General features: G+C 61.3%; 20 protein-coding genes and 1 pseudogene. 7 read left to right on the top strand and 14 right to left on the bottom strand.

What is annotated here, in order from left to right; genetic code table 11:
* Nucleotides 1-9: 9 nt before the first annotated feature.
* The 8 genes from FIV39_RS04350 to FIV39_RS04315 form a co-directional block, all read right to left on the bottom strand.
* The gene (locus tag FIV39_RS04350; RefSeq protein WP_090401120.1) at nucleotides 10-2,181 is read right to left on the bottom strand and encodes a glycoside hydrolase; all 2,172 of its coding nucleotides are present in this window, start codon (nucleotides 2,179-2,181) and stop codon (nucleotides 10-12) included.
* A 162-nt stretch (nucleotides 2,182-2,343) separates the two neighbouring features.
* Nucleotides 2,344-5,409 (bottom strand): efflux RND transporter permease subunit, encoded by a 3,066-nt coding sequence (locus FIV39_RS04345; RefSeq protein ID WP_090401121.1) that lies wholly within the window; start codon nucleotides 5,407-5,409, stop codon nucleotides 2,344-2,346.
* Nucleotides 5,406-6,476, bottom strand: a complete 1,071-nt coding sequence (locus tag FIV39_RS04340) for an efflux RND transporter periplasmic adaptor subunit (protein WP_090401122.1) — start codon at nucleotides 6,474-6,476, stop codon at nucleotides 5,406-5,408. The genes FIV39_RS04345 and FIV39_RS04340 overlap by 4 nt, the downstream gene beginning before the upstream one ends.
* On the bottom strand, nucleotides 6,473-7,555 hold the full coding sequence (locus FIV39_RS04335; protein ID WP_090401123.1) for an efflux RND transporter periplasmic adaptor subunit: 1,083 nt from the start codon (nucleotides 7,553-7,555) through the stop codon (nucleotides 6,473-6,475). The genes FIV39_RS04340 and FIV39_RS04335 overlap by 4 nt, the downstream gene beginning before the upstream one ends.
* 655 nt (nucleotides 7,556-8,210) lie before the next feature.
* Nucleotides 8,211-8,993 (bottom strand): MetQ/NlpA family ABC transporter substrate-binding protein, encoded by a 783-nt coding sequence (locus FIV39_RS04330; RefSeq protein ID WP_090401125.1) that lies wholly within the window; start codon nucleotides 8,991-8,993, stop codon nucleotides 8,211-8,213.
* Nucleotides 8,994-9,142: 149 nt separating this feature from the next.
* Nucleotides 9,143-10,063 (bottom strand): sigma 54-interacting transcriptional regulator, encoded by a 921-nt coding sequence (locus FIV39_RS04325; protein ID WP_090401126.1) that lies wholly within the window; start codon nucleotides 10,061-10,063, stop codon nucleotides 9,143-9,145.
* A gap of 49 nt (nucleotides 10,064-10,112) precedes the next feature.
* Nucleotides 10,113-10,694, bottom strand: coding sequence for an alpha/beta hydrolase (locus tag FIV39_RS04320; protein WP_016975008.1), 582 nt, complete (start codon nucleotides 10,692-10,694; stop codon nucleotides 10,113-10,115).
* A gap of 240 nt (nucleotides 10,695-10,934) precedes the next feature.
* Nucleotides 10,935-11,183: a hypothetical protein gene (locus tag FIV39_RS04315; protein ID WP_090401127.1), complete on the bottom strand. Its 249-nt coding sequence runs from the start codon at nucleotides 11,181-11,183 to the stop codon at nucleotides 10,935-10,937.
* A 459-nt stretch (nucleotides 11,184-11,642) separates the two neighbouring features.
* On the opposite strand from FIV39_RS04315, the gene FIV39_RS04310 reads away from it, so the two are divergent.
* From FIV39_RS04310 to FIV39_RS04300, 3 genes are read left to right on the top strand one after another with little or no spacing between them, the layout of a single operon-like run.
* On the top strand, nucleotides 11,643-12,590 hold the full coding sequence (locus tag FIV39_RS04310) for a TauD/TfdA family dioxygenase (protein WP_090401128.1): 948 nt from the start codon (nucleotides 11,643-11,645) through the stop codon (nucleotides 12,588-12,590).
* 53 nt (nucleotides 12,591-12,643) lie between these two features.
* Entirely contained in the window at nucleotides 12,644-13,492 is an 849-nt protein-coding gene (locus FIV39_RS04305; protein WP_090401129.1) for an EamA family transporter, read from the top strand.
* A complete protein-coding gene (locus tag FIV39_RS04300) occupies nucleotides 13,492-14,439 on the top strand; it encodes a LysR substrate-binding domain-containing protein (RefSeq protein WP_090401130.1) in 948 nt (315 codons plus the stop codon). The genes FIV39_RS04305 and FIV39_RS04300 overlap by 1 nt, the downstream gene beginning before the upstream one ends.
* An 85-nt stretch (nucleotides 14,440-14,524) precedes the next feature.
* Here the strand turns inward: FIV39_RS04300 and FIV39_RS04295 are convergent, their stop codons facing one another.
* From FIV39_RS04295 to FIV39_RS04280, 4 genes are all read right to left on the bottom strand, one after another.
* Nucleotides 14,525-14,926: an ExbD/TolR family protein gene (locus FIV39_RS04295; protein WP_010565408.1), complete on the bottom strand. Its 402-nt coding sequence runs from the start codon at nucleotides 14,924-14,926 to the stop codon at nucleotides 14,525-14,527.
* A 1-nt stretch (nucleotide 14,927) separates the two neighbouring features.
* On the bottom strand, nucleotides 14,928-15,647 hold the full coding sequence (locus FIV39_RS04290) for a MotA/TolQ/ExbB proton channel family protein (RefSeq protein WP_390620686.1): 720 nt from the start codon (nucleotides 15,645-15,647) through the stop codon (nucleotides 14,928-14,930).
* A 54-nt stretch (nucleotides 15,648-15,701) separates the two neighbouring features.
* A complete protein-coding gene (locus FIV39_RS04285; RefSeq protein ID WP_090401131.1) occupies nucleotides 15,702-16,517 on the bottom strand; it encodes an energy transducer TonB in 816 nt (271 codons plus the stop codon).
* 224 nt (nucleotides 16,518-16,741) lie between these two features.
* Entirely contained in the window at nucleotides 16,742-17,608 is an 867-nt protein-coding gene (locus FIV39_RS04280; protein WP_090401132.1) for a LysR family transcriptional regulator, read from the bottom strand.
* A gap of 107 nt (nucleotides 17,609-17,715) precedes the next feature.
* Between FIV39_RS04280 and FIV39_RS04275 the strand changes: the two genes are divergently transcribed.
* Nucleotides 17,716-18,903 (top strand): CynX/NimT family MFS transporter, encoded by a 1,188-nt coding sequence (locus FIV39_RS04275; RefSeq protein WP_090401133.1) that lies wholly within the window; start codon nucleotides 17,716-17,718, stop codon nucleotides 18,901-18,903.
* Here FIV39_RS04275 and FIV39_RS04270 read toward each other — a convergent pair.
* Nucleotides 18,874-21,214 (bottom strand): annotated as a pseudogene (locus FIV39_RS04270) (TonB-dependent receptor). The gene FIV39_RS04275 and the pseudogene FIV39_RS04270 overlap by 30 nt on opposite strands.
* Before the next feature lie 155 nt (nucleotides 21,215-21,369).
* Here FIV39_RS04270 and FIV39_RS04265 point away from each other — a divergent pair.
* Nucleotides 21,370-22,314, top strand: a complete 945-nt coding sequence (locus tag FIV39_RS04265; RefSeq protein ID WP_053137643.1) for a LysR family transcriptional regulator — start codon at nucleotides 21,370-21,372, stop codon at nucleotides 22,312-22,314.
* 100 nt (nucleotides 22,315-22,414) lie between these two features.
* Entirely contained in the window at nucleotides 22,415-24,022 is a 1,608-nt protein-coding gene (locus FIV39_RS04260) for an alkaline phosphatase family protein (RefSeq protein ID WP_090401135.1), read from the top strand.
* An 89-nt stretch (nucleotides 24,023-24,111) separates the two neighbouring features.
* On the opposite strand, the gene FIV39_RS04255 is transcribed toward FIV39_RS04260, so the two are convergent.
* Nucleotides 24,112-25,017 (bottom strand): TauD/TfdA dioxygenase family protein, encoded by a 906-nt coding sequence (locus FIV39_RS04255; protein ID WP_090409823.1) that lies wholly within the window; start codon nucleotides 25,015-25,017, stop codon nucleotides 24,112-24,114.
* 182 nt (nucleotides 25,018-25,199) lie between these two features.
* On the opposite strand from FIV39_RS04255, the gene FIV39_RS04250 reads away from it, so the two are divergent.
* Nucleotides 25,200-26,120: a LysR family transcriptional regulator gene (locus FIV39_RS04250; RefSeq protein WP_090401136.1), complete on the top strand. Its 921-nt coding sequence runs from the start codon at nucleotides 25,200-25,202 to the stop codon at nucleotides 26,118-26,120.
* Nucleotides 26,121-26,687: the final 567 nt, after the last annotated feature.

Raw genomic sequence — 26,687 nt, 5'->3', positions numbered from 1 at the left:
TGGACGCCACTACTCCACCTGATACGCCACCGATTTCTCATCCACCACCGCTGTCACACTCCTTGCCGCAAAGCCCTCTCTCGACCCCGTGGAAAAATTCGCCACCAACCGCGTGCCATCGGCAAAGGTGGTTTCCTGCACCTGTCGATCCGCCGTCAGCCAGCGAAACCCGGTCATCGCCTGGGTGGCCAGGCGCTCATGCAGCGGTCGAAAAAATCGGTCCTGGCGCAGGATCAGCGGCAGCCGCGCCTTGAGCGTCGCAGCACTCAGGTGATACAGCGGCGGCACGTTGTAGAGCAGTTGGGCCAGCTCGTTCTCGGCGCGCACATTGCTCAGTTTGAGGCTGTCGAACAGCCAGTGATGAGTGGTGATCACCGAGCCGTGGAACACCGCCTGATACAGCGGCAGGCGCAGCGTCGGGTCGAAGTAAAGCGTACGGAACGGCTCGTTCAGCGGCACCGACTTGAAGAACACCGCCGGTTGCTCCGGCGGGTACCAGTTGCCCACGTAGTAGGGCGACTGTTTGTCCTGGGTCATGTTGCGATCACCCCAGCCCAGCACCGGGGTTTGCATGCCATGGGCGAATAAAATGCCCTGGGCGGTAATCGCGTTGCCGTCTTCGGAGCCTGTCGGCACTTGCAGCGTGGTATTCAACCAACGGGACGCATCGATATTGCCTTCGGCGTTTTGCGCCTGGGTCATCGGGGCGCTGTCGCGGTAACTGTCGAGCACCATGCTGGTGGCATAAGCATCGAGAAACCAGGCATTGAAGCCGGCCCTGGCCTGCACGGCTTTCACCCGCGCTTCCAGCAGAGGCCGCACACAGCGCGGGTCGGTGTAGTGGCCGGACTGCTGGAAGCCGGTCTTGAGTGTGCCGTCCTTCAACACGATGGCGCAGTCGCGGTAGGCCCGGCTGCCCAGGTGGGCGGTGGTCCAGTCGGGGTTTTCGGTGGCGGACAACGCGGTTTGATAGGAATCGTAGGGCGCCATCAGGTAGCCGGCGTCGACACCGGCGCGGATGGTTTCGGGGTGCCAAAGGCCGCCTTCCCAGCCTTCGCCCAGGGTCAGCATCAAGCGTGGCAACCCGGCGTCGCGCAGCGCTTGTACCGTCTGGCTGCCCCAGGTTTCGGGGTTATCGCCGAGGGCACCGGCGAAGTCCATGGCCAGTTCGCGACGCAATTCACCGTAGCGGGCGGCAAGACGGGTCATATCGGGCTCGGCCACCTGCCAACTCTGCCGGGCCTTCCTATTGATCGCGGCGTTGAGGCCGCGCAACAGCACGCTTTGCTCGTAGCGATTCAACCTGCGGGGCTGCGCCAGCACTTGTGCGGAGTCCTTGTCCAACAGGCCTTTGAGCTCATGGGCGCGCAAGCGCGTGAGCAACAGCGGCCAATCACGCACGTCCTCCGGCGCCAGCAGGTCATTGCCCCACAGGTAGACATGGCTGGCGCCCAGCAGCTTTTCAGCCCCCGGGGTTTGCCGCAGCTTGTCTGCCAGGGGTTCATAGCGGCCCTGCTCGACCAGCCATTGGCGATAGCGCTTGGCGCCGGCCAGCGGATCGCTTTCGCCCAGGTGCAACAACAGGGTCATGGGTGCGGCAGGTGCGAGCGAGGTGAACGCATGGGCCAACGACAACGCCTGGCCCTGCCAGCGCAGGCGGTTGTTATAGGGATTGGTCAGCAACCAGTTCAGGGTGAAGGCACCGTGATCGACACCCCACAGCGGCAGGCTGAGGTCCTGGGTGGTGTTGATGTCGCCCTGCTCCACCAGGAAAGCGTTCCACAGGGCATTGCCGGTCGACACGTAATGCCCTTCGGCCAACGGCCACATCAACCCCTTGCCCAGGGCGCTCGCCGGCTGCACAAGGATCGGCAGTTCACCGGCTTCCCGCGCGGTGATCGACAGCATAAGGTCGCGCTGCTCAAGGCTGGCACTTACACGATAGGCACCGTCATCCCATTGCCAACTGACCTGTTGAGCGTTTTGTGCAAGTTGACTGACGGCACGGGCCGATACGCCGTTGGAGGCGTGTACCTGCGGCTGGCCGCTGGGGGTCACGCGGATGGCGAGGGTGGCCGGGTCGAGTTCGACTCGCCACAGCGGGTTTTCCAAGACGGTGCCGGCAAAGGCCATGGGCGACAGGAAGCAGCAGATCAGCAAGGTATGACGCAGACGGTTCATGGCAGGCGACCGTTGAGAGGTGGAGGCCGGAGGGTAAAGCACTCTGCGGGTGGCCAGGGCAACACCCGTCGCTTCCGGAAGTTTCCCACGTCTCAAATGCCCAGCTGAGATCAAATTGTGGGAGGGGCGGTGCGACGATTCGACTTGCTCCCTCCCACATTTTTAACCGTGTTCTTCCTGTTGCTCGTGCTTTGGTTCGCGGATCTTGTACCAGGCCACATACAGCGCCGGCAGGAACAACAGCGTCAGCAAGGTGGCGATGATGATGCCGCCAATCATCGCGTAGGCCATCGGCCCCCAGAACACTTCGCGGGCAATCGGGATCATGCCCAGGCTCGCCGCAGCCGCCGTGAGCAGGATCGGCCGACGCCGATGCTCGGTGGCTTCCACCACCGCGTCCCACGGCATGTAGCCGGCCACTTCATATTCATGGATCTGCGTCACCAGGATCACCGAGTTGCGGATGATGATGCCGATCAGCGCCAGGATGCCGAGGATCGCCACAAAGCCCATGGGCGTGCCCGTGGGGATCAAGGCCAGCACCACGCCGATCAGCCCCAGCGGCGCGACACTGGCCACCAGGAACATCTTCTGCACGCTGTGCAGCTGGATCATCAGGAACGTCGCCATGAGGAACAGCATCAACGGCACCACGCTGGCAATCGGGCCCTGGGCCTTGCCGCTTTCTTCCACGGTGCCGCCCGTGGCGACCGTGTAGCCCACCGGCAGGCCGGCGCTGAATGTGTCGATCTCCGGCTGGAGCTGCTTGACCAGGTCGGTCGGCTGCATCTCATCGCGTACCGACGCTTTAATGGTGATGGTCGGCTTGCGGTCGCGACGCCACACCAGCGGCTGCTCCAGCTCATAGCGCACGGTGGCGAAGGCCAGCAGCGGAATCGAGGCGCCGTTGGGGGTGACGATCTGCAGGTTCTGCAAGGTTTCCGGCGTACCGCGCTCGGCGTCTTCAGCGCGGCCGACCACGTTGATCAGGTAGATGTCGTCGTGCACCTGGGTCACCGACGCACCGCTGACCACGCTGTTCATCAGTTGCGCCACGTCTTCGGAGGACAGCCCGAGCTGGCGCGCCTTGTCCTGGGCAATGTCGATGCGCAGCACTTTGCCTGGCTCGTTCCAGTCGTAGATGATCTCGCCCAGGTGGGTGTTTTTATCCAGCAGGGTCGCCAGTTCGATGGCGTGCTTGCGTACCTGATCGGTGTCTTTTCCGGACACCCGGTACTGGATCGGTCGCCCCACCGGCGGGCCCATTTCCAGTGGCTGCACAAAGCTGCCGATACCCACGAAGTCATCACGCAGGCGCTTTTGCAGGCGCGCAATCAAGGCACCGCGCTCTTCCAGGCCTTTGCTGACAATCACCAACTGCGCGTAATACGGGTTTTCCAGTTGCTGGTCGAGGGGCAAGTAGAAACGGATCGCGCCCTGGCCGATATAGGTGCTCCAGCGCGTAATGTCCGGGTCGTCCTTGATGATCGCTTCGAGGCGGTCGACGGCCTTGCGGGTTTCGTTGATCGAGGCGTTTTGCGGCAGGTTGAGGTCGACAAGGATTTCCGGACGGTCCGACGACGGGAAGAACTGGTTCTGCACAAACTGCATGGAGAACACCGACGCCACAAACAGGCCCACGGTGATACCGATGGCCCACCAACGGTTGCGCATGGCCCACAGCATGCCGCCATTGAACGCGCGGCCGATGCGCCCCGGCTCGGCGCTGTGGGGTTTCACCTTGGCACTGAGGATATGCACGCCGATCACCGGCGCAAACAGCACCGCCACCACCCACGACACCAGCATCGCCACGGCAATCACCGCGAACAGGGTGAAGGTGTACTCGCCTGCCGAACTGGCGTTGAGACCTATCGGCACAAACCCGGCAACGGTCACCAGTGTGCCGGTAAGCATCGGAAAGGCGGTCGAGGTGTAGGCGTAGGTCGCCGCCTGCTCCTTGGTTTCGCCTTTTTCCAGGCGCGTGATCATCATCTCCACGGTGATCATCGCGTCGTCCACCAACAGGCCAAGGGCGATGATCAACGCACCGAGCGACACACGCTGCATGGTGATGCCGCTGTACTCCATGAACACGAACACCAGCGCCAGCACCAACGGAATCGAGCACGCCACCACCAGCCCAGCGCGCATGCCGAGGCTGATAAAGCTCACCACCAGCACGATGATCACCGCTTCGAACAGCGCGCTGGTGAAGCCGCCGACGGCCTCTTCCACCACTTCGGCCTGGTCGGAGACCTTATGCACACCGACGCCCACCGGCAAGTCGGCGGTCAGTTCGTCCATGCGCGTGTGCAGCGCCTTGCCGAACGACTGGATGTTGCCGCCCTTCTGCATGGCGATGGCCAAACCTATCGCCGGCTTGCCGTTGAAGCGGAACATCGGCCGCGCCGGGTCGACGTAGCCACGGCTGATCTCGGCGATGTCCGCCAGGCGATAGAAGCGGTCATTGAGGCGCAAATTAACGTCGGCCAGGTCTTTCTCCGAAGCAAACTGCCCGGATGTGCGCACCGAAATCCGCTCCGGCCCGGCCTCGATCACCCCGGCCGGGGTCACGGCGTTCTGCGATTGCAGGCTTTGCACCACCTGGCGCTGGTCAATGCCCAGGGCCGCCAGTTTGCGCGTGGAGAAATTCAGGTAAATCACTTCGTCCTGCTGGCCGATCATCTCGACCTTGCCCAGCCCCGGCACCGAACGGATCTCGGCGCGCACCTGCTCTACGTAATCGCGCAACTGGCGCATCGACAGGCCGTCGCCGGTAAAGGCGTACACCGAGCCGAACACATCACCGAATTCGTCGTTGAATGAAGGCCCCTGCAAGCCCTGGGGGAAGGTGCCGCGAATGTCGTCGATCTTTTTGCGGACCTGGTACCAGATCTCCGGGATGGCCTTGGCGCTGGTGGTGTCCTTGAGGAACACGAACACCGTGGACTCACCCGGCCGGGTGTAGCTTTTCACGTAGTCGAGGGCGTCGAGTTCTTCAAGCTTCTTCTCGATGCGGTCGGTGACCTGCTTGAGGGTTTCTTCCTGGGTCGCACCCGGCCAGCGGGTCTGGATCACCATGGTCTTGATGGTGAACGAAGGGTCTTCCTCGCGGCCCAGGTTCATGTACGAGAACACGCCCATCAGCAGCGCGACGAACATCAGGTACCAGACGAAGGACTGATGCTTGAGGGCCCAGTCGGATAAGTTGAAGCTCCCTTTCATCGCGGGCTGTCCTCGTCGATTTTGACTTTTTGCTGAGGTGTCAGGCTATTCACGCCGGCGGTGATGATACGTTCGCCGGCGTTGACGCCGCCGTTGAGCAAGACGCTGTCAGCGTCACGGCTAAGCACCGTGATGTCGCGCGGTTGCACGGTCTGGCTTTGGGTATCGAGGATCCAGATGCGGGTCTTGCCGTCGACGTCCTGCAACGCGCTCAGGGGCAGTTCGATGCGTGGCGCGATGGCCGAACTCAAGGTCACGCTGATCGCCGTGCCGAGGCGGAACGCGGGCGGCGTTTCGGCCAGGGCCAGGCGCGCGCGACGGGTGCGCGTGGCGCTTTGGGCCTGGGGTTCGATCTCGCGCACGGTGGCGGTGGTGTTGACGCTGGGGTCGAGTTGCCCGGCGACGAGGAACACCACATCCGGCGGCAGGCGCTCGGCGAGGCTGGCGGGCAGGTCGATGACCGCCTCCTTGATGTCCGGGCGCGCCAGGGTCACCACTTGCTGACCGGCGCTGACCACCTGGCCGGCCTCGGCATTCCAGGCGGTGACGATGCCGGCGTGGTCGGTGCGCAGCTCGGCGTAGTTGAGCTGGTCCTTGGCCTGGTTGACCGACGCCTGGGCCTGGTCGAGGGAAGCCTGGGTGGTTTTCAGGTCGGTCTGGGCCACATCCAGCTGGGCCTGGGCGCCGACGCCCCGGTTGAACAGTTCCTGCTGGCGACGGGCATTGGCCTGGGCATTGATGAACTGCGCCTGCACGCGCGCCAAATCGCCTTGGGCGGCGCGCAACTGGTTCTGTTGGTCGGTAGGGTCGAGGACGGCAAGCAAGGCGCCCTTCTCCACTTCAGCGCCCACATCCACGGCACGCCGGGCAATGCGACCGGGGACGCGAAAGCCCAAATTGCTTTCGTAGCGCGCCTGGACCGTGCCGGCAAAGCGGCCGAGGGTTTCCTGGTCTTCGGACTTCACTTCCATGGACAGCACAGGGCGCACGGGCTCGGGTGCCGGTTCTTCCTTGGAACAGGCCATCAGCAACAGGCTGGCGGCGAGTACGAACGTCAGGCGCTTCATGGCTGGGCTCCTGGCTGGGCGATCTCGACCAGCATGCCGGGGTGCAGCAATTGCCCACCGGCCACCACGACTTTTTCGCCGCCTTTAAGGCCGTCGGCAATAATCACTTTGCCGGTGAGGTAACGCGCCACGCTGACCTTGTGCAGTTGCGCCTTACCCTCGCCGTCCACCAGCCATACAGCCGGCTCGTTGAGGTCTTTGGTCAACGCCGACCATGGCAGCTCGATGCTCGACTTGGCCGGGCCATTGGCGGTGGCGCTGACCACCGAACCGAGTCGCATGCCTGGGGGCAGAGATTGCAGAGCGATCTTTACTTGCACCGTACCGGTATTGGCGGCCACGGCCGGTGTGACTTCACGCACTTTACCCACCGCCTTGATGCTGGGGTTATCCAGCAGGCTGATGGTGATCGGCGTATCCGGCGGCGGTTCCACCAGCAGCGATTCATAGACGTTGAACACCGCATCGCGCTCGCCATCGGTGGCCAGGCTGAAAATCGGCACGGTGGCCTGCACCACCTGACCGACTTCGGCCTGGCGCGCGGTGATCACCCCCGGCGCATCCGCAACCAGCGCGGTATAGCCGAGTTGTTCACGGGCGTTGGCCAACTGCGCCTGCGCTGCGGCCAGGGCACTTTGGCTGCTGCGCAGCGCGGCCTGGGCGGAGTCGTATTCGCTGCGGCTGGTGTAGCCCTTGGGCAGGAGTTTTTCCTGGCGCACAAAAGCGGCGGCGGTTTGCTTGACCCGCGCCTGCTCGGCCACGACCTGGGCCTGGGCAGAATCCACGTTGGTCTGCAAATCCTTGGGATCGAGCTTGGCCAGCACTTGTTTGGCGCTCACGCGGTCGCCCACATCCACCATGCGCTGGATGATCTTGCCGCCCACGCGAAAGGACAAGTCGGTTTGCACGCGCGCCTGCACATCCCCGGTCAGCGTGACGGCCGCAGCAAAATCCGCGGGTTGCACGGTTTGCACGAACACTCGGGAATGCTGCTTGGGTTCGGCGTTTTCCTGGCCGCAAGCGCTCAGCAACACCACTAAACCCATGCCGACAATACAGATGGAAATACGACCGCCCATGCAGACTCCTTGTGCGCGATGCGATGTGCCAGTTTGTATGCGACTGTGAGCTTAGATCAGGGTTCCTTATCCGCATGGAGCAGGCAGCATTGAGGTGATATGACCGGCCTCATAGGGGGCAGTCGAATCGTCGCACCACCCCTCCCACATTTGAATGTACTCATACGTCAAAAGGTGGGAGGGAGCTCGCTCTCGATAGCCGGTGAAATACCCAAACGGGATATTGATATCGCCCAAAAAGACGACCTCGGAATTCGCATGTTTGGCGGGTGGCGGCTATGGTTGGGGGGTCTGTGTTTCGAGGGAATGAACAATGAACAAAGCGAAACCGATTGATCCGCAGGAGCTGGTGAAGTGGTTGATGGCGTTGCGCAGAGCGATCAATAGCCGGGATCTCTAAAACACCGTAGATCCAATGTGGGAGGGGGCTTGCCCCCGATAGCAGTGGTTCAGTCAATGCATCTGTGACTGACATACCGCTATCGGGGCATAAGTATCTACACAGGGGGCTCGGCTCAAGATGTGTAGATACTTATGGCTATCGGGGGCAAGCCCCCTCCCACAGTTTTTACCGCATTCCAAATTCCACACATAAAAAACGCCGACGCTATGTGAGCCGCCGGCGTTGAAACCTTAAAGGGGGTTTTGGCTTACATCAGAACGCTGGCACGACTGCACCGTTGTACTTCTTCTCGATGAAAGCTTTGACTTCCGGGCTGGTCAGGGCCTTGGACAGTTTCTGGATAGCGTCGCTGCCCTTGTTGTCCGGGCGAGCCACCAGGAAGTTCACGTAAGGCGAGTCGGCACTTTCGATGATCAGCGCATCCTTGGCCGGGTTGAGGCCAGCTTCGAGGGCGTAGTTGGTGTTGATCATGTCCAGGTCAACCTGGTCCAGCACGCGTGGCAGCAGGGCCGATTCCAGCTCTTTGAACTTCAGGTTCTTCGGGTTACTGGCGATGTCTTTCGGCGTGGCCAGGGCGTTGGTCGGGTCTTTCAGGGTGATCACACCGGCCTTCTGCAGCAGCAACAGGGCGCGGCCGCTGTTGGAGCCTTCGTTCGGGATAGCCACGGTGGCGCCATCCTTGAGCTCGGAAATATTCTTGATCTTTTTCGAGTAACCGCCGAAGGGTTCAACGTGCACGCCGACCACGGTGACCAGGTTGGTGCCCTTACCCTTGTTGAAGTTTTCCAGGTACGGCAGGGTCTGGAAGTAGTTGGCGTCCAGGCGCTTCTCGGCAACCTGCACGTTTGGCTGGACGTAGTCGGTGAAGACTTTGATTTCCAGGTCCACGCCTTCTTTGGCGAGGGTTGGCTTGACCAGTTCGAGGATCTCGGCGTGCGGGACCGGGGTGGCGGCAACCACCAGTTTCTCGTTGGCCTGGGCGAAGCTTGCAGTCAGGGCAGCCGCCAGTGCGGTAAACAACAGAACCTTTTTCATGCAGTGTCCTTATTGGAATTGCGGGGCGTCTCTGACGACCGTTTCTTCTGTGGGGTGCCAGCGAAGTGCTATCGCGGCGTGGGAGGGACAATACCTAGATTTTTTATTCCCGAACAATATCTTTTATTCACGTTGATATTCCATTTTTCTCATGTGGCTGCCTGTTCATGTAGAAAGCTGCGCAAGGTTGCCTGCTCAGCCGGGCTGGCATTGGCGAAGATCCGCTGCACTTGTTCCAACGGCGACCCCGCCACCGGCAGGTTCAAATGTTCGGGTAGAATTTCGTCGCCGCTGCTCACCAGCAAGGCGAAGTGAATGACGTTCTCCAGCTCGCGGGTATTACCCGGCCAGCTGTGGTGTTCGAGTACACGCTGGGCGGCGTCGCTGATCAACGGCACCGGCAGGTCCAGGCGCTGGCTGTAGATGCCGAGAAAGTATTCGGCCAACGACAGGATGTCACCCACCCGCTCACGCAACGCAGGCAGGTCCAACCGGCCTTCGCTCAGGTAATGGAACAGCCGCTCATGAAACTTGCCGGCGGCCACCGCCTGGGCCAGGTCGATGCTGGTGGCGGCCACCAGGCGCACGTCCACCGGGCTCGGCTGATGGGCGCCAACGCGGGTGACTTCATGGTTTTCCAGGGCGGCGAGCAGTTTTACCTGGATCGGCAGCGGCAAGTCGCCGATCTCGTCCAGGTACAAGGTGCCGCCATTCGCCGAGCCAAACCACCCGGCCCGGCTGCTGGCCGCGCCACTGTGGGCGCCGGCGGCATAGCCGAACAACTCGGCATCGGCGTAGGTCGGGCTGATGGCGCCGCAATTCACAGAGACAAACAAACCGGTGCGGTCGCTGCCCCGGTGAATATGCCGCGCCAGCAATTCTTTACCGCTGCCGGTCTCGCCCCGAATCAATACGGGCAAGGCGCGCGGGGCGAGGTTTTCCAGGTCTTCGCGCAGTTGCCGCGAGCGTGGGTCAACAAACACCAGCGCCTTGGCGCGGATGCTCAGCGGGCTTTTTTCGGCGTCGGGGAAGGTCAGCAACGGCTGACCGAAGGTTTCATGCAGACTCATGGCAAGCTCCCGCCCCAAATCCACTCAGGGACGGGGCGTTGAAAAAATATCAGGCGGTGCGCCGGGCGTGATGCTCGAGGCGGCTTTGCAGGCGATACAGGTAGGCGAACCCCTGCTCCCAGCGCTGGTGACCGGACTTCACATTGATATGGCCGGCCCCCGACAGGATGCCGGCTTCGGCCCCCCAGTTGCGCGCCAGCTCCAGGGCCCGGGGGGCACTGACGGCGCTGTCGTTATCGGAACTGACCACCTGGCTGGGAAACGGCAACAGGTCGGTGGGGATCGGCGCAAAGTTGCGCAACGCAGGCGAGCACGCCGGACGTTCGACGTCCGCCGGGGCCACCAGCAAGGCGCCACGCACCTGCCGCAGGAACTGCACGGGGGCAGTGGCCGCCCAATGGGCCACGGTGATGCAGCCCAGGCTATGGGCGATCAGAATCACCGGGGTGCTGTCGGCGGCAATCGCCTCGGCCAGCGCAGCCACCCAGTCCTCGCGGCGCGGCGTCAGCCAATCGGCCTGCTCCACGCGTGCGCTGTTGGGCAGGCTGTTCTGCCAGTGACTTTGCCAATGATCTTCTGGCGATCCTTGCCAGCCCGGCACGATCAGATAACGAATCGACTCGCTGTGCATGGGTGTGCCCTCCTGCAGCGTTTAACGTTGTAGGACAGTATAGGGACGAGGGTTATATCCGTTAAGGAATAAGAAGCTATTTATTAATAACCAAAAACTCAAACCCGCATGAGATCAAAATGTGGGAGGGGCTTGCCCCCGATGGCGGTGGGTCAGCCACCTATTTTTAGCTGACGGACCGCTATCGGGGGCAAGCCCCCTCCCACATTGACTCGATTTCACATTCAATTTGCAGTGGTTTTAGATGACGTGATTGGTACGAGGCATGCAGTCGATGGTGCGATCCACCACGGTCTTGGCCATTTCCAGCAAATGCCACACCGCATGGACTTTCGCGCGGTCGTGCGGCTGCAGGTGCTCACAACAGTCCCATACGGTGGCCGATGCGCTGTGGATCAGGTGAGCGATATAAAGTTGGGCGTCTTCGAAACTGAGGTTTTCGTTGGCGACAAGGCAGTCAACGGGTGGGTCGGGAAGTGCTTTGGTCATGGTGTAACTCCTATTGAACACGGGAGCGACCACTAACGCTGCTAAACGATAGGTGGCAGCTGTACGCGGGTTAGCAGACTGGCCAATAGGAACACCAGCGCACCCGAGGGTGCCCCACGCACAGCCACCATAAACGCGGATGTGAACCGTGTGCCTATTGAACTCAGGCTGCTAAACCCGATCGCTGAAAACCAGCGACGGGCCGAAGACTAGCCATCCATTCCAACAGTCACAAGGCGGCGGGGATTGTCTCGGAAACGTCCTGCAATTTAAAGGGACACGGCTTGCTGGCCCTTTACAAATCATGACGAAATGCCAGCATCGATCACCTGATGAACTTTCTTGTAGGAAATATCTTCCATGACGGTTTTTTATGGCTCCGCTGACGACTTTTCGCTTTTCCGGAGAGTGGTGAGGTTAGTTAAATATTGACTCCAACCAACCCCGTAAAGAATCGCAATGAATATAAATATAAGTACTTTCCACCACGAAATTTCTAAAGTCAGGCTTTCTAAGACCGCATTCAACGAACTACTGAGCGCAAAAGCCAGCTCCGAACCGGATGATCAAACTAATCGATTCGATGCAAAACCTGCTTACATCGCCCCCCATCACTCGCAGACCCTCAGCGCAGAACTGCGCAATATACGAAAAATCGTTGATCACGAAAAACACGTCCTTATCCTAGATGGATTTAAAGTCGATGATCTTGCAGGTTTCAAATCTTTGATATGGACGTTCGGCTCTTTGCTGGGAGCGCCAATGGTGCAGAACCATCTTGGCCATAGGGTTATTGAGGTGTATGACCGGGGAGGTAAAAGCATTGAAGAAGGTGCGAGATATCATCAGACCCGTCAGGGCGCATATGTCCATAACGATGGCGTAAGCGATCCGCTCCCTATCGATTATTTGATTCTGGCTTGTGGCCAGAAAGCCTTACTCGGCGGCGAAAGTATTCTGATAGACGCAAGTGCGGTATACGCTGAATTAATGGCATTCCCTGAGGTACTGGAAGAACTTAAGTGCGATTTCTATTTTGAAAATCGAGGTATGGCGGAGGAAGAACAATTATTCAAAGCGCCAATCTTGAGCTTTTCAAATGAGGGCATCCCTTTGATTAGGTACTTCCGCGTCTATATCGAATCGGCCCACATCAAAGCGGGAGCGCCATTAACCCTGGCGCAAATACATGCATTGGATTTTCTAGATACAGTCCTTGATCAATCTTCAGTTCAACATCGAGTGCTGCTTGAACCAGGGCAGGTTCTTATTTCAGCTGACAACAAGTTTCTCCATACCCGAACGCATTTCATCGATAAGAGCGCTCCGCGCTTAGAGATTGATGACGCAGTCTCTTTGAAAGATCTCAATCGATACATGTTACGAATGTGGTTGCGCAAACGATGATCCCTCGCTGGCCATAAGGCACAACTTCATATTCCCATCACAAGCCGAGCCCCATGGACAACTCCAACATCGCGATCACCCTTGTTTTGATCTCCGCCTTCATGCACGCCACCTGGAACGCGGTCGTCCGGGCGGGGAGCAGTCGCTTCATGACCTTGGCCATGGTCGATGGTACGGCGTTGCTGATCTGCCTGGCGGCGCTGCCGCTGGTGAATACGCCAAGCCTGCAGGTGTGGGGCTACGTGCTGGTTTCCGTGGTGCTCAACACGGCCTATCGATTGTTTCTGATCAAAGCGTATGAAACCGGCGACTTTGGGCAGGTCTACCCGGTCATGCGCGGGGTGCCACCGGTTTTAGTCGCGCTGTTTTCCTATTTCCTGCTGCACGAGCAGCTATCGTTTCATGCCATGGCGGGGGTGTTGCTGATTTGCGTAGGCATTATCAGCCTGACATTCGTGCGCAGGATGTCCGCGCGTATGTTCAAACCAATTCTGATGGCGGTGTGCGCAGGTGCTTTCATCGCGTCCTACACAGTGGTGGATGCCAAAGGTGTCAGAGCCAGTGAGACGGTGCTGCAATACATCATCTATCTGACGGTATTCCAGAGCATTCCGATTCCGGCGCTGGCGTTTTTCAAGAAACGTCTGGAATTCGCAGAGGCCATTCGCAACCATTGGAAAGTCGGCGTAATGGGCGGCGTTTTTTACCTCACTTCCTACGGCCTGGTGCTGTTCGCGCTGTCGCTGGATGCGGTGGCCAAGATCTCAGCGTTGCGGGAAACCAGTGTTATTATCGGCGCCATTATTGCCGCGCTGTTTTTTCACGAGCGGTTCGGCTGGCGGCGGATGCTTTCGGCGTTCGTCATTGTTTGCGGGATCATCCTGATCAAAGTGAGCACCTGATGGGCCAACGTCCGCCACCTACACCCATGCTGCAAGCCTTTGTCAGTGCTGCACGAACAGGCAGTTTCGCCCGCGCAGCATCAGAGTTGAGCCTCACCGCCAGTGCCATCAGTCATCAGATCGCAGGTCTGGAAGAGTGGTGGGGCGTTCAGTTGTTCGAACGCCATTCGCGGGGCGTCAACCTCACAACCGCCGGGCAGGCTTTGTTGCCGGTGACCGATGATTTTTTCAAAACCCTTGAGACGGTGTTGCACTCGCTGAATCCGCGCAAATCTCAGCCCCTTTATCTTTCGTGCACTTCGTCCCTGTGTTCGACCTGGCTAATCCCCAGAATGCATGGTTCCCACACCGACGCTTCATTCAATCTCGACCTGGTATTGACCAGTGCGGATATGAATAGCGCCAATCTCGGTGCCCATCAATTCGATGTTGCGATTGTGATGGGGTACGGCGACTACCCGGATCATCATGCCGAGCTTCTGATGCGCGATGCCGTGTTCCCGGTTTGCTCACCGGAGTTTCAACGCATGAATGGCGATATTTCGCTGACGGATATCGCGCGGTATCCACTCATTCACCGTGTGGACGATCAAGTGTGTCCAGGGTGGGAAAGCTGGTTTGCGTTCCAGGGCCTGGCAGCTGCGCCTTATCACCATGGGCCGCGCTTTCCGGACTCAAGCCTGGCAATCAGTCTGGCGGTGAAGGGTGGCGGGATTGCGCTGGCCAGGACAGCGTTGGTGTATGACCAGTTGGAAGAAGGTGCATTAGTCACACTAGGCGGCCCGCTGATGATGTCGCCGGCGGCGTACTACGTTATTTGTAGGAATGGGCGGCAGTCGGAACCTGATATCGCTCGGTTGATTGACTGGCTTAAAGAGAGCGCTAGAAAGTTTCAGCAAGAAGTTGAAATCCGGTATCCGCAAATCGCTGGGGTTGGCGCACTTTGATCGTGTGATGTTACTGAAACGGAGGCAAAAAAAAGGCCGCACCCTGCCAAGGAAAACGGCCAAAAAATTGTCGAGGCTTTTGCAACTAACGTGCGGTAATCACCGACAGCTTGGTAATACCCGCGCGCTCGATAGACGCCATGGCTCGCGCCACTTCGCCGTAGTTCACGCCATCGTCAGCCTGCAGTTGCACCCGCACATCGGGGTCCTTGGCCTTAGCCGCCTGCAGGTTGAATTCCAGCAGATCCGGCTGGATTTCGTCCTTGTTGATAAACAGTTTGCCGGCGCCGTCGATGCTCACCACCAGCGGGTCCTTCTGCTCCACCGGCGCCACGGCCTCGGTCTTGGGCAGGTTGATCGGGATCGCGTTGGTCAACAGCGGCGCGGTGACGATAAACACCACCAGCAGTACCAGCATCACGTCCACCAGCGGCGTGACGTTGATCTCGCTCAACACCTCATCACTGTCTTGCGTGGAGAAGGCCATGTCAGGACGCCTCCTTCACTTTTTGCGGGTTGCCCGGCGCATTTTTAGTCAGGGCAGGATGCAGCAGCACGCGGAAAGAGTTCTTCTGCGCCAGGCTGTAGAAGTCGCGGGCGAAGTCATCCAGGTCGGCCGCCGTCAGCTTCAGGCGACGCAGGAAGTAGTTGTAGACCAGCACCGCCGGCACCGCGACGGCGATCCCCACGCCCGTGGCGACCAAGGCTGCACCGATCGGGCCGGCCACGGTTTCAAGGCTGGCGGAGCCGGCGGCGCTGATGCCCTTGAGCGCTTCCATGATCCCCCACACGGTGCCGAACAGGCCGATAAACGGCGAGGTGCTGCCAATACTGGCGACCACGGCCAGGCCGGTTTCCAGGGAGCGGCGCTCACGTACGATCTGCTGGCGCAGGGCACGCTCGAGGCGGTCCTGATGGTTGATCGCCTGGCTCAGGTCGGCCGCGTGCGGCGCATCCCCTACCTGGATCGCGGCGTAACCGGCCTGGGCCACACGGGCAGCGGCGCCGGGCTGGGTTTCGGCCAGCTCGGCGGCCGAGTCAAGACTCGACGCCGCCCAGAATTGTTTGTGGAACTTGCGATCCTGCGCTTTAAGGCGACCGAACTGCACGCCCTTGAGCAAGGCCAGGCCCCAGGTGGCGACCGAAAAGACCACCAGCAGCCAGATCACCGCGCTTTCGATGGATTCAAGTGGAGATGCTAATGCCATGATGTTTCCCCTCTGTACAAGTCGCGGCGTGTGCAACACACCGAAGCGCAATAGTTAGTGAATCTTGAAATCGATCGGGACGCTGACCCAGCCGTCCTGGGCCACATCGCCCTGCTTGGCCGGCACGAAGCTCCAACGCTTCACGGCGGTCAACGCGGCATCGTCGAGTTGCTGGCGACCGCTGCTTTTCTGGACCTGGATCTCGCCCGGCTTACCGCTGGCCAATACATGCACCCGCAACAACACCGTACCTTCCCAACCGCGACGCTGAGCCAGTGACGGGTATTCCGGCGCCGGGTTCTTGAGGTACGCGGCGTTGGCCGAAGCCGGTGTCACCGGGGCGGGCGCGGGCGGAGCAGGCGCGGGTGCCGGTGGCGCCGGTTGCGGTGGCGTGGGCGCCTGCTCGACCGGTTTCGGGGCGGGCTTGGGCTCAGGCTTTGGCACCGGCTTGGGCTTGGGTTTTGCAATCGGCTTGGGCGGCGCCGGCTTGGCGGCCAACTCATCCACCACCGGCGGCGGTGGCTCAACCACGGGCGGTGGCGGTGGTGGCGGCACAGGCGGTGGCGGTTCCACCACGGGCGGTGCCGGCTGGGAAAATTCGATGGTCATCGGCGGAATCTCCGGCGGCACAATCGGCAGCACCGGGGTGGGTTTCTGGCTTACCCAATAAATCACCGCACCGTGCAGGGCCAATACCAACAGACCGAGCAGGATCCCTTCGCGGCGGCTGGAGAAGCGCTTTGGGGTTTTCTGCGTTCGCAATTGCCCCAACGGCGCGCGGTGCGGCCGGCCAAGGTCGACCAACTCACCACTCGGTGCCTGGCGCCATTGCGCCTCGGGTGCACTGGCGGCGGTCTGGACATTGCCCATTGATTGACTCCCTGCGGTTTCGAAACAAAAAAACCGACGGGCCTGCGTGGAAGACCGTCGAGGGCTGAATCATCGGGGCTAGACGCTTATCTCTTAAAGTAATCTTTGAAGTTATAGATAGATCAAATCTGAATAAGCGATCTCTCTGAAAACACCAAAGCCCCGGCCGGCGTGGCCTGGCGCCGAGGTGGTTTTTTTTGATGCTTTTCAGGCATACAAAATATTCAGTTAAGGCATGGATCAACGGGACTGTTTGCGCACAAATCGAACAGTTCAGCCTGTAAGCACTGCCCCGCGGCACTCAGGCCATGACGGGCATACAACGCCAGGCGCACGCCTTGCACCACGGGCAAACCACTGTCCGGCCCCAGTTCCACATGCCCTGGCTGCACTACCCGTCGCGGCAACAGACTCACACCCAATCCCGCCGCCACCGCCGAACACACGCTGGCCAGGCTCGCGCTGGAATAGCCGATACGCCAGCGCCAGCCGCTCACTTCCAGGTGGTGCAGCATTTCATTGCGGTACAGGCCGCCCACCGGGAATGCCACCAACGGCAGAGGGTCGCGCCCCAGGCACGGCGTGCTGCGGCTGTCGACCCAACACAGCGGCTCGGGCCACGACGCCAGGCAGTCATCGCTGCTGCCCATCTGCTTGACCAGCAACACGTCGAATTCACCACTGCGGTACTGACGCTGCAACTCGGGGCCCAGGCCGCTGGTGACCTCCAGGCGCACCCGCGGGTAGGCCAGCACAAATGCCGACAGCAACGGCATCAGTCGCTGCGCCGCAAAGTCTTCCGGTACGCCGAGGCGCAGCACGCCGTCGCTCTGTTGGTTGATCAACACATCGGCAGCTTCTTCATGCAACGCGAGGATGCGCCGCGCATAGGCCAACAAACGCTCGCCCTCGGCGGTGGCGACCACACGGCGCTGGTCGCGGTCCAGCAACTGGCACGCCACGGCGTCTTCGAGGCGGCGGATCTGCTGGCTCACAGTGGACTGGGTCAAGTGCAGGCGCTCGGCGGCGCGGGTGAAGTTGCCGCAGTCCACCACGGCAACAAAGCTGCGTAACAACACGGGATCGAACATCGGCGTCACCATTCCCTTTGCCACTGGCTGGCATGGTTATATTTAATTTCAGAATACCTTTGGCGCTGGCCATACTCACGCCTCATTTACCGACCGCAAGGCGTTGCATGACCCTGAATAAATCCCTCGCCGGCTGGGGCCTGTTGGTGGTGCTCGGCCTGAACCTGCGGCCGATCCTCAGCTCCATCAGCCCGTTGCTCGGCGAGATTCGCCAGGCCACCGGCCTGAGTTTCCAGAGCAGTGCCCTGCTGACCAGCCTGCCGGTGGTGTGCATGGGGCTGGTGGCGCTGGTGGGCGTGCGCGTGGAGGCCCGCCTGGGCGAACGGCGTGGCATCGCCCTGGGCTTGATGATGATCCTGCTGGCGTGCCTGGCTCGCGGGTTGATGGGCCAGGCGTCGGCGCTGCTGGTCACGGCGTTGCTCGGCGGTGCGGGTGTGGCGCTGATCCAGGCCTTGGTGCCGGCGATGATCAAGCGCGAATTCCGTCATCGCGTGCCGGTGGCGATGGGTGTGTACTCAGCCTCGCTGATGGCCGGCGGCGGGCTGGCAGCGTTGCTCAGCCCGCTGGTGGCCTCGCATTTCCAGCAATGGCAGGCGGGGTTGGGGGTGTGGCTGCTGCCGGCGCTGGGCGCCTTGCTGCTATGGGCCTGGCTGCCGTTGGGCGCGGCCAGAAATCCACAGGTGGTGCCGGCCTTCAAAGACCTGCGCAATCGTCGCGCCTGGTTGCTGGCGGTGTATTTCGGCCTGGTCAATTGCGGCTACATGAGCCTGGTGGCGTGGCTGCCGGCCTACTATCAGCAACTGGGCTGGGGGGTGTTGCCCAGTGGTTCGCTGCTGGCGTTCATGACTATTTTCCAGGTGCTCGCCGCGCTGCTGATGCCGGTGCTGGCGCAACGTGGTATCGACCGTCGACCGCTGCTGGGCATTGCCCTGCTGGCCCAGACCGTGGGTTACCTCGGCCTGATCGTCGCGCCGCAGGAGTCTGCGCACCTCTGGGTGGCGTTGTGTGGCTTCGGCCTCGGCGCGTGTTTCGCCCTGAGCCTGCTGCTGACCCTCGACCACCACCGCGACCCACGCCAAGCCGGGCAGCTGGCGGCCTTTGTGCAAGGTGTGGGCTTCTTGATCAATGCGGTGTCGCCGTGGATGACCGGCTGGCTGCGCGAGCTGACCGGCAATTTTGTCAGCGCCTGGGTGGTGCTGACGGTCACGGCAGTAGCGATGCTGGTGGTGACGCGAGTGTTCAACCCGGCCACCTATCGCACGGGGCTAGAAGTCATAGCGCCCAGTCACTCCTAGCGTGCGCGGCGTACCTAGCAAGCCTTCGTAGCCGCCGTTCCCCCCCGTCCACAGAGTGGTGTAGTAGGTCTTGTCGAAGGCGTTTTTCAGCCATAACGACACGTCCCACTGGCCCTGCTCATAGTTGCCGCGCAGGCCGGTGGACAGGTTGACCACGGCGTAGGCGGGAATCTGTCCATAGTCGGAGTCCTCCACCGTGCCCACGGCCTTGGAACGGAAGGCATAGCTGGCGGTGACGTAGGGTTCGAAGCCGTTATCCAGGTTCCACTTGTATTCGCCGTTGGCGTTGGCGATCCATTTCGATGCCCCCACCACTTGGTGCCCACTCAGGTCGCAGGAGGCCGGCGCACCGGGGCGCAGACTGACTTCCGGCGGGCACGGTGCATCCTTGTACGACAGGTAACTCACATCGTTGAACGAGCCGTTGAGGTTCAGCGTCAGGCCTTTGATCGGTACCAGAGTACTTTCCACCTCGACGCCCCGCGAGCGCACCGAACCGGCGTTGGTCAGGTACTGCACACGGTTGTCCTGGTCGTAAGCGTTGGTCTGGTAGCCGTTGACCTGGGTCCAGAACAGGTTGGCATTGAGCTGCAGCCGCCGGTCCCACAGCGTGCTTTTGAAACCCAGTTCGGCGTTGTTGGCGCGCTCGGTGCCGATCAGCAGCGAGTCGGCGCCGGCCGTCGGCGCTGAGCCTACCGCTAGGTTGACCCCGCCGGACTTCTCGCCATGGGACAGCGTCGCGTAGCCCAGCAGGTTTTCGTTGAAGCGGTAGCTCAGGTTCAGCAGACCCGAGGGGCTGGTGCTGTATTGCGTGAGATCACCGGAATCGTATGCCCCCCGCCCGGCCACGTCGAGCCGTAGCGGCAGCACCGGTGACCGCCGCACCGCCGAGGGGATTGTTGCGCGTGACCCAGGCACTTTTTTCTTCATAGGTGCCGCGCAGGCCGGCGGTGAAATCCAGGCGCTCGGTAAGGTGCCAGGTGCCCTGGGCAAACAGGGCAAAACTGTCGGTGCGAATGTGCCCGTTGCCGACGCTGCTGACGTTGGCCAGCGCACCGGCTGGCGTGCCATTCCAAATGTCGGCCTGGGGCCCGTAATAGCTGAAGGATTTGTTATCCAGCGAATTACCGAAGTAGTAGGCGCCCAGTACGTAATCGAAGAAACCACCGGTAGGCGAAGCCAGCCGGAATTCCTGGGACCACTGTTTGTCTTCCACCGACACCCCGCCGTTATACGAAGCCGGCACGTTAAGGCCGTCGTCGTTGCGCGGAGTGAAGTTCCAGAAGCGATACGAACTGACCGAGGTCAGGGTGAAGTCACTCGGCAATGTCCAGTTGGCCTCCAGCGACGTGCCGCCCTGGAACACGGTGACCTGCTGGTCGCTGTCCAGGTTGACCTTGCGATGCGTGCCATCGACCAGGGTCGCGCCTGCCGCGTTGGCCCGCGACTGGTAGAGGTTGGTGCCGTTGATGGTCGGCCCGGTGCTGTACAGCACACGCGTGCCGGCGCTGGAATCCTCTTCGTTGTAATCGCCGATCCAGCGCAGGTTGAATGCCTCGCTGGGCTTGTACAGCAGTTGCCCGCGAAAGCCCTGGCGCGAGCCGCCGTTGAGGTCATGGCCGTTGTATTCGTTCTTGATGTCGCCGTCGCTGCGCGTGCGATACGCCGAGAAACGCCCCGCGAGGTCATCGGTGAGCGGGCCGGAAATCGTGCCCTTGGTCTGGAAGTAGCCGTCCTCGCCCAACGAGGTTTCAATGCTGCGTTCCGGGGTAAAACTCGGCGCGCGTGTGCTGATGTTGATCACCCCGGCGGTGGTGTTTTTGCCGAATAACGTGCCCTGCGGGCCGCGCAAGACTTCAAGCTGCTCGATGTCCATCAAGTCGAACACCGCCATCCCCGGCCGCCCGAGGTACACGTTGTCGATGTACAGCCCCACGCTGCCTTCCAGGCCGTCGCTGGCCGGGTTGTTGCCGAGGCCGCGAATCGACACGCTGGACTGGCGCGCATGCATGTAGGCGACGTTGACGCTGGGCACCAGTTGCTGCAAATCCTGAATCCGGTACACCCGCTGGCTCTCCAAGGCCTGGCCGCCGATCACGCTCATGGGTGTCGGCACCTCCTGGGCACTTTCGGTGCGGCGCCGAGCGGTCACTGTGACGGTTTCCAGTTGGCCACTGGCGCTTTCACCCGAGGGTGCCGGCTCGGCTGCGTGACTGGGTGTCCAACTCGCACTTCCCGCCAGCAACATCGCCAGGGGCAGGCGCTTGAGCCTCCAGGAAGAGCAAGGTACAGCGGGCTTCAACAGACTCATAAGCGGCTCCGGACCCCAGGAATATCCACCTTCTGATATTCCTTTAGGTTATTTATTTATGTTTTTACGAACATTTACTGCATAAGAGATAGCCTTTATAAGGAGTCGACCTAATGCATAGCCAATGCATTTCCCGGATATTTTTGATGTGAAAAATGCATATCGATCTGCGCCAGCTTCGCCACTTCATTGCCCTTGCCGAACAACGCAGTTTTGTCGCGGCGGCGTTGGCCGTGAACCTGTCGCAATCGGCGTTCAGTCGCAGCATCCAGGCCCTGGAACACAGCGCCGGCTGCCAACTGGTTGACCGTGGTCGCAAGGACCTGGCACCGACCAAGCAAGGCCAGGTATTGCTGGAGCACGCCCGGCGCCTGGTCAGCGGCGCACAGCAATTGGCCAACGAGATCAGCCAGTTCAATGGCCTGGAGGCGGGGGAGTTGCGCTTCGGTTGCGGCCCGGCACCGGCAGGCGGCTTGATCCCCCGCGCCATCGGCAGTTTTATCGGGCGCTACCCCAAGGCACGGGTGCAGTACCAAGTGGACGACTGGCAAAGCCTGAGCAAGCGCCTGCTCAGTGAAGAGTTCGAGTTTTTCGTCGCCGACACCCGCCACTTCGAAGCCAACCCGGACTATCACACCCACCGCCTGCGCCCGCGCCGCTGGTATTTCTGCTGCCGCGCCGGCCACCCGCTGGCCCTGCGCGACAGCGTGAGCGCCGCCGAGCTGATGAGTTACCCGCTGGCCGTGACCATCCGCCCGCCCAACCTGCGCAAAGTCATCGTCGACCTCAGCGGCCGGCCCGATTACCTGCCCAATGTCGAATGCGAGAACGGCTATAGCCTGATGGGCGTAGTGCTGCGCTCCGACGCCATCGGCATCGTCAGCGCCAACAGCGACGTGCTGCACATGGCTCGCGGCGAACTGGTGTGCCTGAAGATCGAGGGCCTGGCCGAAGACCTGGAGGAGCGTTACACCCGCTATGGCATCGTCAGCCGTGCGGGGTATCGCCTGTCGCCGCTGGCGGAAGCGATGATCGAGCAAATCAAGCAGATCGATGAGTTGGATGAGGATGTGTGTGCGCTGGAGAACGTCGCCGTTTAAGCCATGCATTCACTGCATGAAATCCAGTCCCCAAATGCACTTGCCAACCCCCCGCCCGAACGGCGAAAAACCTCACCTGTCCTCCGTCTGGTGAAGCCTCATGTCCGATCCCCAACCCGTGCGCAACGTGCTGTACATCATGTGCGACCAGCTGCGCCGCGATTACCTGTCGTGCTATGGCCATGCCCATCTGCACACGCCAAACATCGACCGCCTGGCCGCCGCTGGCGTGCGTTTCAGCCGCGCCTATACCCAAGGCACCATCTGCGGGCCCTCGCGCATGTCGGCCTATACCGGGCGCTACGTCAGCAGCCACCAGGCGGCGTGGAACGCGGTGCCATTGCCCCTGGAAGAACTGACCATCGGCGACTACCTGCGCCCCCACGGCATCCGCACGGCACTGGTCGGCAAGACCCACGCCACGCCCAATGTGGAAGCCTTGCAACGCCTGAATATCGACCCTGACAGCGAGCAGGCCGAGCCGTTGAACGAGGTCGGCTTCGAGGCGTACCTGCGTCACGACGGCATCTACCCCGACAGCCCGCTGTTCGATGAAAAACGCGAGTCCGCGCCCTACACCCATTACCTGCGCGAGCAGGGCTACAGCGGCACCAACCCATGGCACGAATGGGCGAATGCGGCAGCAGGTGAAAACGGCGAAGTGCTCAGTGGTTGGCACATGCGCCATGCAGGCCTGCCCGCGCGCGTAGCCGAGGAACATTCGGAAACCGTCTACACCACCGACCGTGCTATCGACTTTATCCGCGAGCAGGCCGAACAACCGTGGTGCCTGCACCTGTCGTATATCAAGCCACACTGGCCCTACATCGCGCCGGCGCCGTATCACGCGCTGTATGGCGCCGAGCATATCCAGGCACCGATCCAGCCTGGGGAAACCAGTGATCACCCGGTGTACCAAGCGTTCCGCCAGCACCAGGAGAGCCTGAACTTTTCCCGTGACGAGGTACGGCTCACGGTAATTCCCACCTACATGGGCCTGATCAAACAGATCGACGACCAACTGGGGCGACTGTTCGATTTTCTGCAAGGCAATGGCCGTTGGGACGACACCCTGATCGTGTTCACCAGCGACCACGGCGACTTCCTCGGCGATCACTTCCTCGGCGAAAAAGAATTTTTGCTGGAACCTGCCGTGGGCATTCCGCTGATCGTGCGTGACCCGCGCGTCGCTGCCGATATCAGCCGTGGCACGGTGGACGCGCGGCTGGTGGAAACCATCGATGCGCTGCCGACCTTCCTCGATGCCTTGGGCCTGCCCGCAGCCGACCATCGCCTGGAAGGGCGCTCACTGATCCCGCTGCTGCACGGCCGGGAAACGCGCTGGCGCCGCTATGCCATCGCCGAGTATGACTACGCCTTCCAGGCCCCGGCCCGCGAACGCCTGGCGCAACCCATCGACCGCTGCCGCATGACCATGGTGCGCAGCGAACGCTGGAAATACCTGGCGTACGACGGCTTTCGCGCACAACTGTTCGACCTGGAAAACGACCCGCAGGAACTGCACGACCTGGGCAATGACCCGGCCTATGCCGACGTGCGCGAAATCCATGTGGGGTACCTGTTCGAATGGCTGCGCGGGCTGAAGCGGCGCACCACCATCAGCCACGCAGAGATCGATCTGCGTGGCCAATGGTTTCGTTACGGTGAGCCGGAGGCGGAGAAAGTGGTGCAGATCGGCGTCTGGTAAGCCCTTCGGGAGCTGCAAGTTGTCAGCTACAAGCTGCAGGTAAAAGCCGATTAGCTTTTTCTTACAGCTTGTAGCTAAGAGTTTGCAGCTTAACGTCCCTTTATCGTCTGACTGCGCTGCCCTTGCACGCCCACCGGCACATCGCCCTTGAGCGTCACCCGGCGCACGATGCGTTCCTGGGTGCCGTAGTCGTCCACGGCGTAATGCTGGGTGGCGCGGTTGTCCCAGATCGCCACGTCGCCGGTGTTCCAGCGCCAGCGCACGGTGTTTTCCAGGCGGGTGACGTGGCTTTGCAGCAGGTTGAACAGCTGGGTCGAGTCCGCCTGGGAATAGCCTTTCAGGCGCTTGACGAAGTGCCCCAGCAACAGGGTCTTCTCGCCACTGACCGGATGCACGCGCACCACCGGGTGCTCGGTTTCGTACACCGTCGAGGTGAACACCTTGCGGTATGCCTCAAGCCGCTCTACCGACACATCCGGCTTGATCGCGGCGTAGTCGTATTCGTTGCTGTGCACCGCCCACAAGTTATCCGCCAGGGCGCGCAGTTCGACGCTGAGGTCGTTGTAGGCGCTGGAGGTGTTGGCCCAAACGGTGTCGCCACCGGACTTGGGCGCCAATACCGAGCGCAGGATCGAGGCTTTGGGGTAGGCGTCGACGAAGGTCACGTCGGTGTGCCACGAATTGGCGCGCTGGCCACGGGTGCCGTCCAGTTCCATGAGGAAGCGCGTGCCGTCGCGCACCGGTACCGTCGGGTGGGCAATCGGCTCGCCGAGCAGATGGGCGAAGGCCTCCTGGCTCTGGTCATCGAGGTGGGTCTGCTCACGGAAGAAGATCACTTTGTACTGCACCAGCGCCTGCTGGATGGCTTCGACCGTGGCGGCATCCAGATCGCCGGACAGTGTGATACCGCGGATCTCGGCACCGATGCGACCAGCGACCGGGTGGATGTCCAGCGCCAGGGCGGTAGGTTGAACAGCTAATGCGGCGTTGCTCATGGTGATGACCCTCTTGTGCTTGCTGATGGTGGGGACGCTTTCCGACAACGCTCTATCCATATGCAATTTAGGTCTAGCAAATGAACACATGCTTCGTTGACGGAATAAGAGCTTGCATTTAAAACCTCAGCTCCCGTGGTCGCAAATGCCTTCGACCTATTTTTAAGATGCAGGGAAAGCATATGGATCTTCGCCAACTGCGGTACTTCATCGCCCTCAACGAACACCGCAGTTTCGTGCGGGCGGCGGACGCCATGGGCATCACGCAACCGGCCTTCAGCCGCAGCATCCAGGGGCTGGAACAGGAGTTCGGCTGCGTGCTGGTCGACCGTGGCCACAAGGACCTGCGCCCTACGCCGGAAGGCCAGGTAGTGCTGCAACACGCCCTGACCCTGGTGCACGGCGCGGCATTGCTGAGCAGTGAAGTGACGCGCATGACCAAGCTCGACGCCGGCGACCTGCGCTTCGGCTGCGGCCCGGCCCCGGCGGTGAAACTGGTACCGGATGCGGTGGCGCGCTTTATCAGCGCCCACCCGAAAATCCGCACCAGTTTCCAGGTGGATAACTGGGAAAAACTCAGCCGTGCCCTGAGCCGCGAAGAGATCGAGTTCTTTATCGCCGACATCCGCCAATTCGAAGCCGACCCGAATTTCCAGACCCGCGCGCTGACCCCCAAGCGCGGGGTATTTTTTTGCCGGCCGGGGCACCCGTTGCTGGCCAAGGACAGCCTGTCGACCAACGACATGTTCGACTACCCGCTGGCATCGCCACTGATCTCACAGGGCATTCGCAAACTGTTGGCGAACCTGAGCGGGCGCATGGATTTTTCCCCGAGCATCCAGACCGAACATTTCCCGGCGCTGGTGAAGATCGTGCTGCAGTCCAATGCCATTGGCGTGGGCACCGAGGAGGCGTTCGCCGAAGACATCGCCCAGGGCACGTTGAAGCTGCTGCACTGGCGCAACCTGCCGCAGAACATGGAGACCATGAGCGCCCGCTGCGGGATTGTGAGCCGCACCGGTTCACGGTTGTCGCCGGCGGCGAAGGCGATGATCGAGACGCTGGTGGAGGTGGACAGGCAGGAGGTGAGTGTGGCGGTTTGACGGGCCTCATCGGGGGCAAGTCCCCGATGGCCATGAGTATCTACACAACTTCAATAGGATAGTGCGTAGCAGCTGTCGAGCCCCGGCGAGGCTGCGTCGGCCGCGACTCGGGCTTGAATCGGCAGCGCGCCTGACGCAGCCTCGCTTGCGCTCGGCAGCTGCTACGGGGGGAGGCCTTGATGGGGTTGGTATTTGCTGCCGAGCCCCGGCGAGACTGCGTCGGCCGCGACTCGAGCTTGAATCGGCAGCGCGCCTGACGCAGTCTCGCTTGCGCTCGGCAGCTGCTACGGGGGTGGGCCTTGATGGGGTTGGTATTTGCTGCCGAGCCCCGGCGAGGCTGCGTCGGCCGCGACTCGAGCTTGAATCGGCAGCGCGCCTGACGCAGCCTCGCTTGCGCTCGGCAGCTGCTACGGGGGTGGGCCTTGATGGGGTTGGTATTCGCAGCTGTCGAGCCCCGGCGAGGCTGCGTTGGCCGCGACTCGAGCTTGAATCGGCAGCGCGCCTGACGCAGCCTCGCTTGCGCTCGGCAGCTGCTACGGGGGTGGGCCTTGATGGGGTTGGTATTTG

This window comes from Pseudomonas grimontii (genome assembly GCF_007858185.1).
In the GTDB taxonomy this organism is placed as follows: domain Bacteria; phylum Pseudomonadota; class Gammaproteobacteria; order Pseudomonadales; family Pseudomonadaceae; genus Aquipseudomonas; species Aquipseudomonas grimontii.
This window is presented reverse-complemented; position numbering and strand designations above follow the sequence as displayed.

Coding starts and splice junctions, on each gene's coding strand:
- FIV39_RS04350 (WP_090401120.1), bottom strand. CDS start 2,181: ATGAACCGTCTGCGTCATACCTTGCTGATCTGCTGCTTCCTGTCGCCC.
- FIV39_RS04345 (WP_090401121.1), bottom strand. CDS start 5,409: ATGAAAGGGAGCTTCAACTTATCCGACTGGGCCCTCAAGCATCAGTCC.
- FIV39_RS04340 (WP_090401122.1), bottom strand. CDS start 6,476: ATGAAGCGCCTGACGTTCGTACTCGCCGCCAGCCTGTTGCTGATGGCC.
- FIV39_RS04335 (WP_090401123.1), bottom strand. CDS start 7,555: ATGGGCGGTCGTATTTCCATCTGTATTGTCGGCATGGGTTTAGTGGTG.
- FIV39_RS04330 (WP_090401125.1), bottom strand. CDS start 8,993: ATGAAAAAGGTTCTGTTGTTTACCGCACTGGCGGCTGCCCTGACTGCA.
- FIV39_RS04325 (WP_090401126.1), bottom strand. CDS start 10,063: ATGAGTCTGCATGAAACCTTCGGTCAGCCGTTGCTGACCTTCCCCGAC.
- FIV39_RS04320 (WP_016975008.1), bottom strand. CDS start 10,694: ATGCACAGCGAGTCGATTCGTTATCTGATCGTGCCGGGCTGGCAAGGA.
- FIV39_RS04315 (WP_090401127.1), bottom strand. CDS start 11,183: ATGACCAAAGCACTTCCCGACCCACCCGTTGACTGCCTTGTCGCCAAC.
- FIV39_RS04310 (WP_090401128.1), top strand. CDS start 11,643: ATGAATATAAATATAAGTACTTTCCACCACGAAATTTCTAAAGTCAGG.
- FIV39_RS04305 (WP_090401129.1), top strand. CDS start 12,644: ATGGACAACTCCAACATCGCGATCACCCTTGTTTTGATCTCCGCCTTC.
- FIV39_RS04300 (WP_090401130.1), top strand. CDS start 13,492: ATGGGCCAACGTCCGCCACCTACACCCATGCTGCAAGCCTTTGTCAGT.
- FIV39_RS04295 (WP_010565408.1), bottom strand. CDS start 14,926: ATGGCCTTCTCCACGCAAGACAGTGATGAGGTGTTGAGCGAGATCAAC.
- FIV39_RS04290 (WP_390620686.1), bottom strand. CDS start 15,647: ATGGCATTAGCATCTCCACTTGAATCCATCGAAAGCGCGGTGATCTGG.
- FIV39_RS04285 (WP_090401131.1), bottom strand. CDS start 16,517: ATGGGCAATGTCCAGACCGCCGCCAGTGCACCCGAGGCGCAATGGCGC.
- FIV39_RS04280 (WP_090401132.1), bottom strand. CDS start 17,608: ATGTTCGATCCCGTGTTGTTACGCAGCTTTGTTGCCGTGGTGGACTGC.
- FIV39_RS04275 (WP_090401133.1), top strand. CDS start 17,716: ATGACCCTGAATAAATCCCTCGCCGGCTGGGGCCTGTTGGTGGTGCTC.
- FIV39_RS04265 (WP_053137643.1), top strand. CDS start 21,370: ATGCATATCGATCTGCGCCAGCTTCGCCACTTCATTGCCCTTGCCGAA.
- FIV39_RS04260 (WP_090401135.1), top strand. CDS start 22,415: ATGTCCGATCCCCAACCCGTGCGCAACGTGCTGTACATCATGTGCGAC.
- FIV39_RS04255 (WP_090409823.1), bottom strand. CDS start 25,017: ATGAGCAACGCCGCATTAGCTGTTCAACCTACCGCCCTGGCGCTGGAC.
- FIV39_RS04250 (WP_090401136.1), top strand. CDS start 25,200: ATGGATCTTCGCCAACTGCGGTACTTCATCGCCCTCAACGAACACCGC.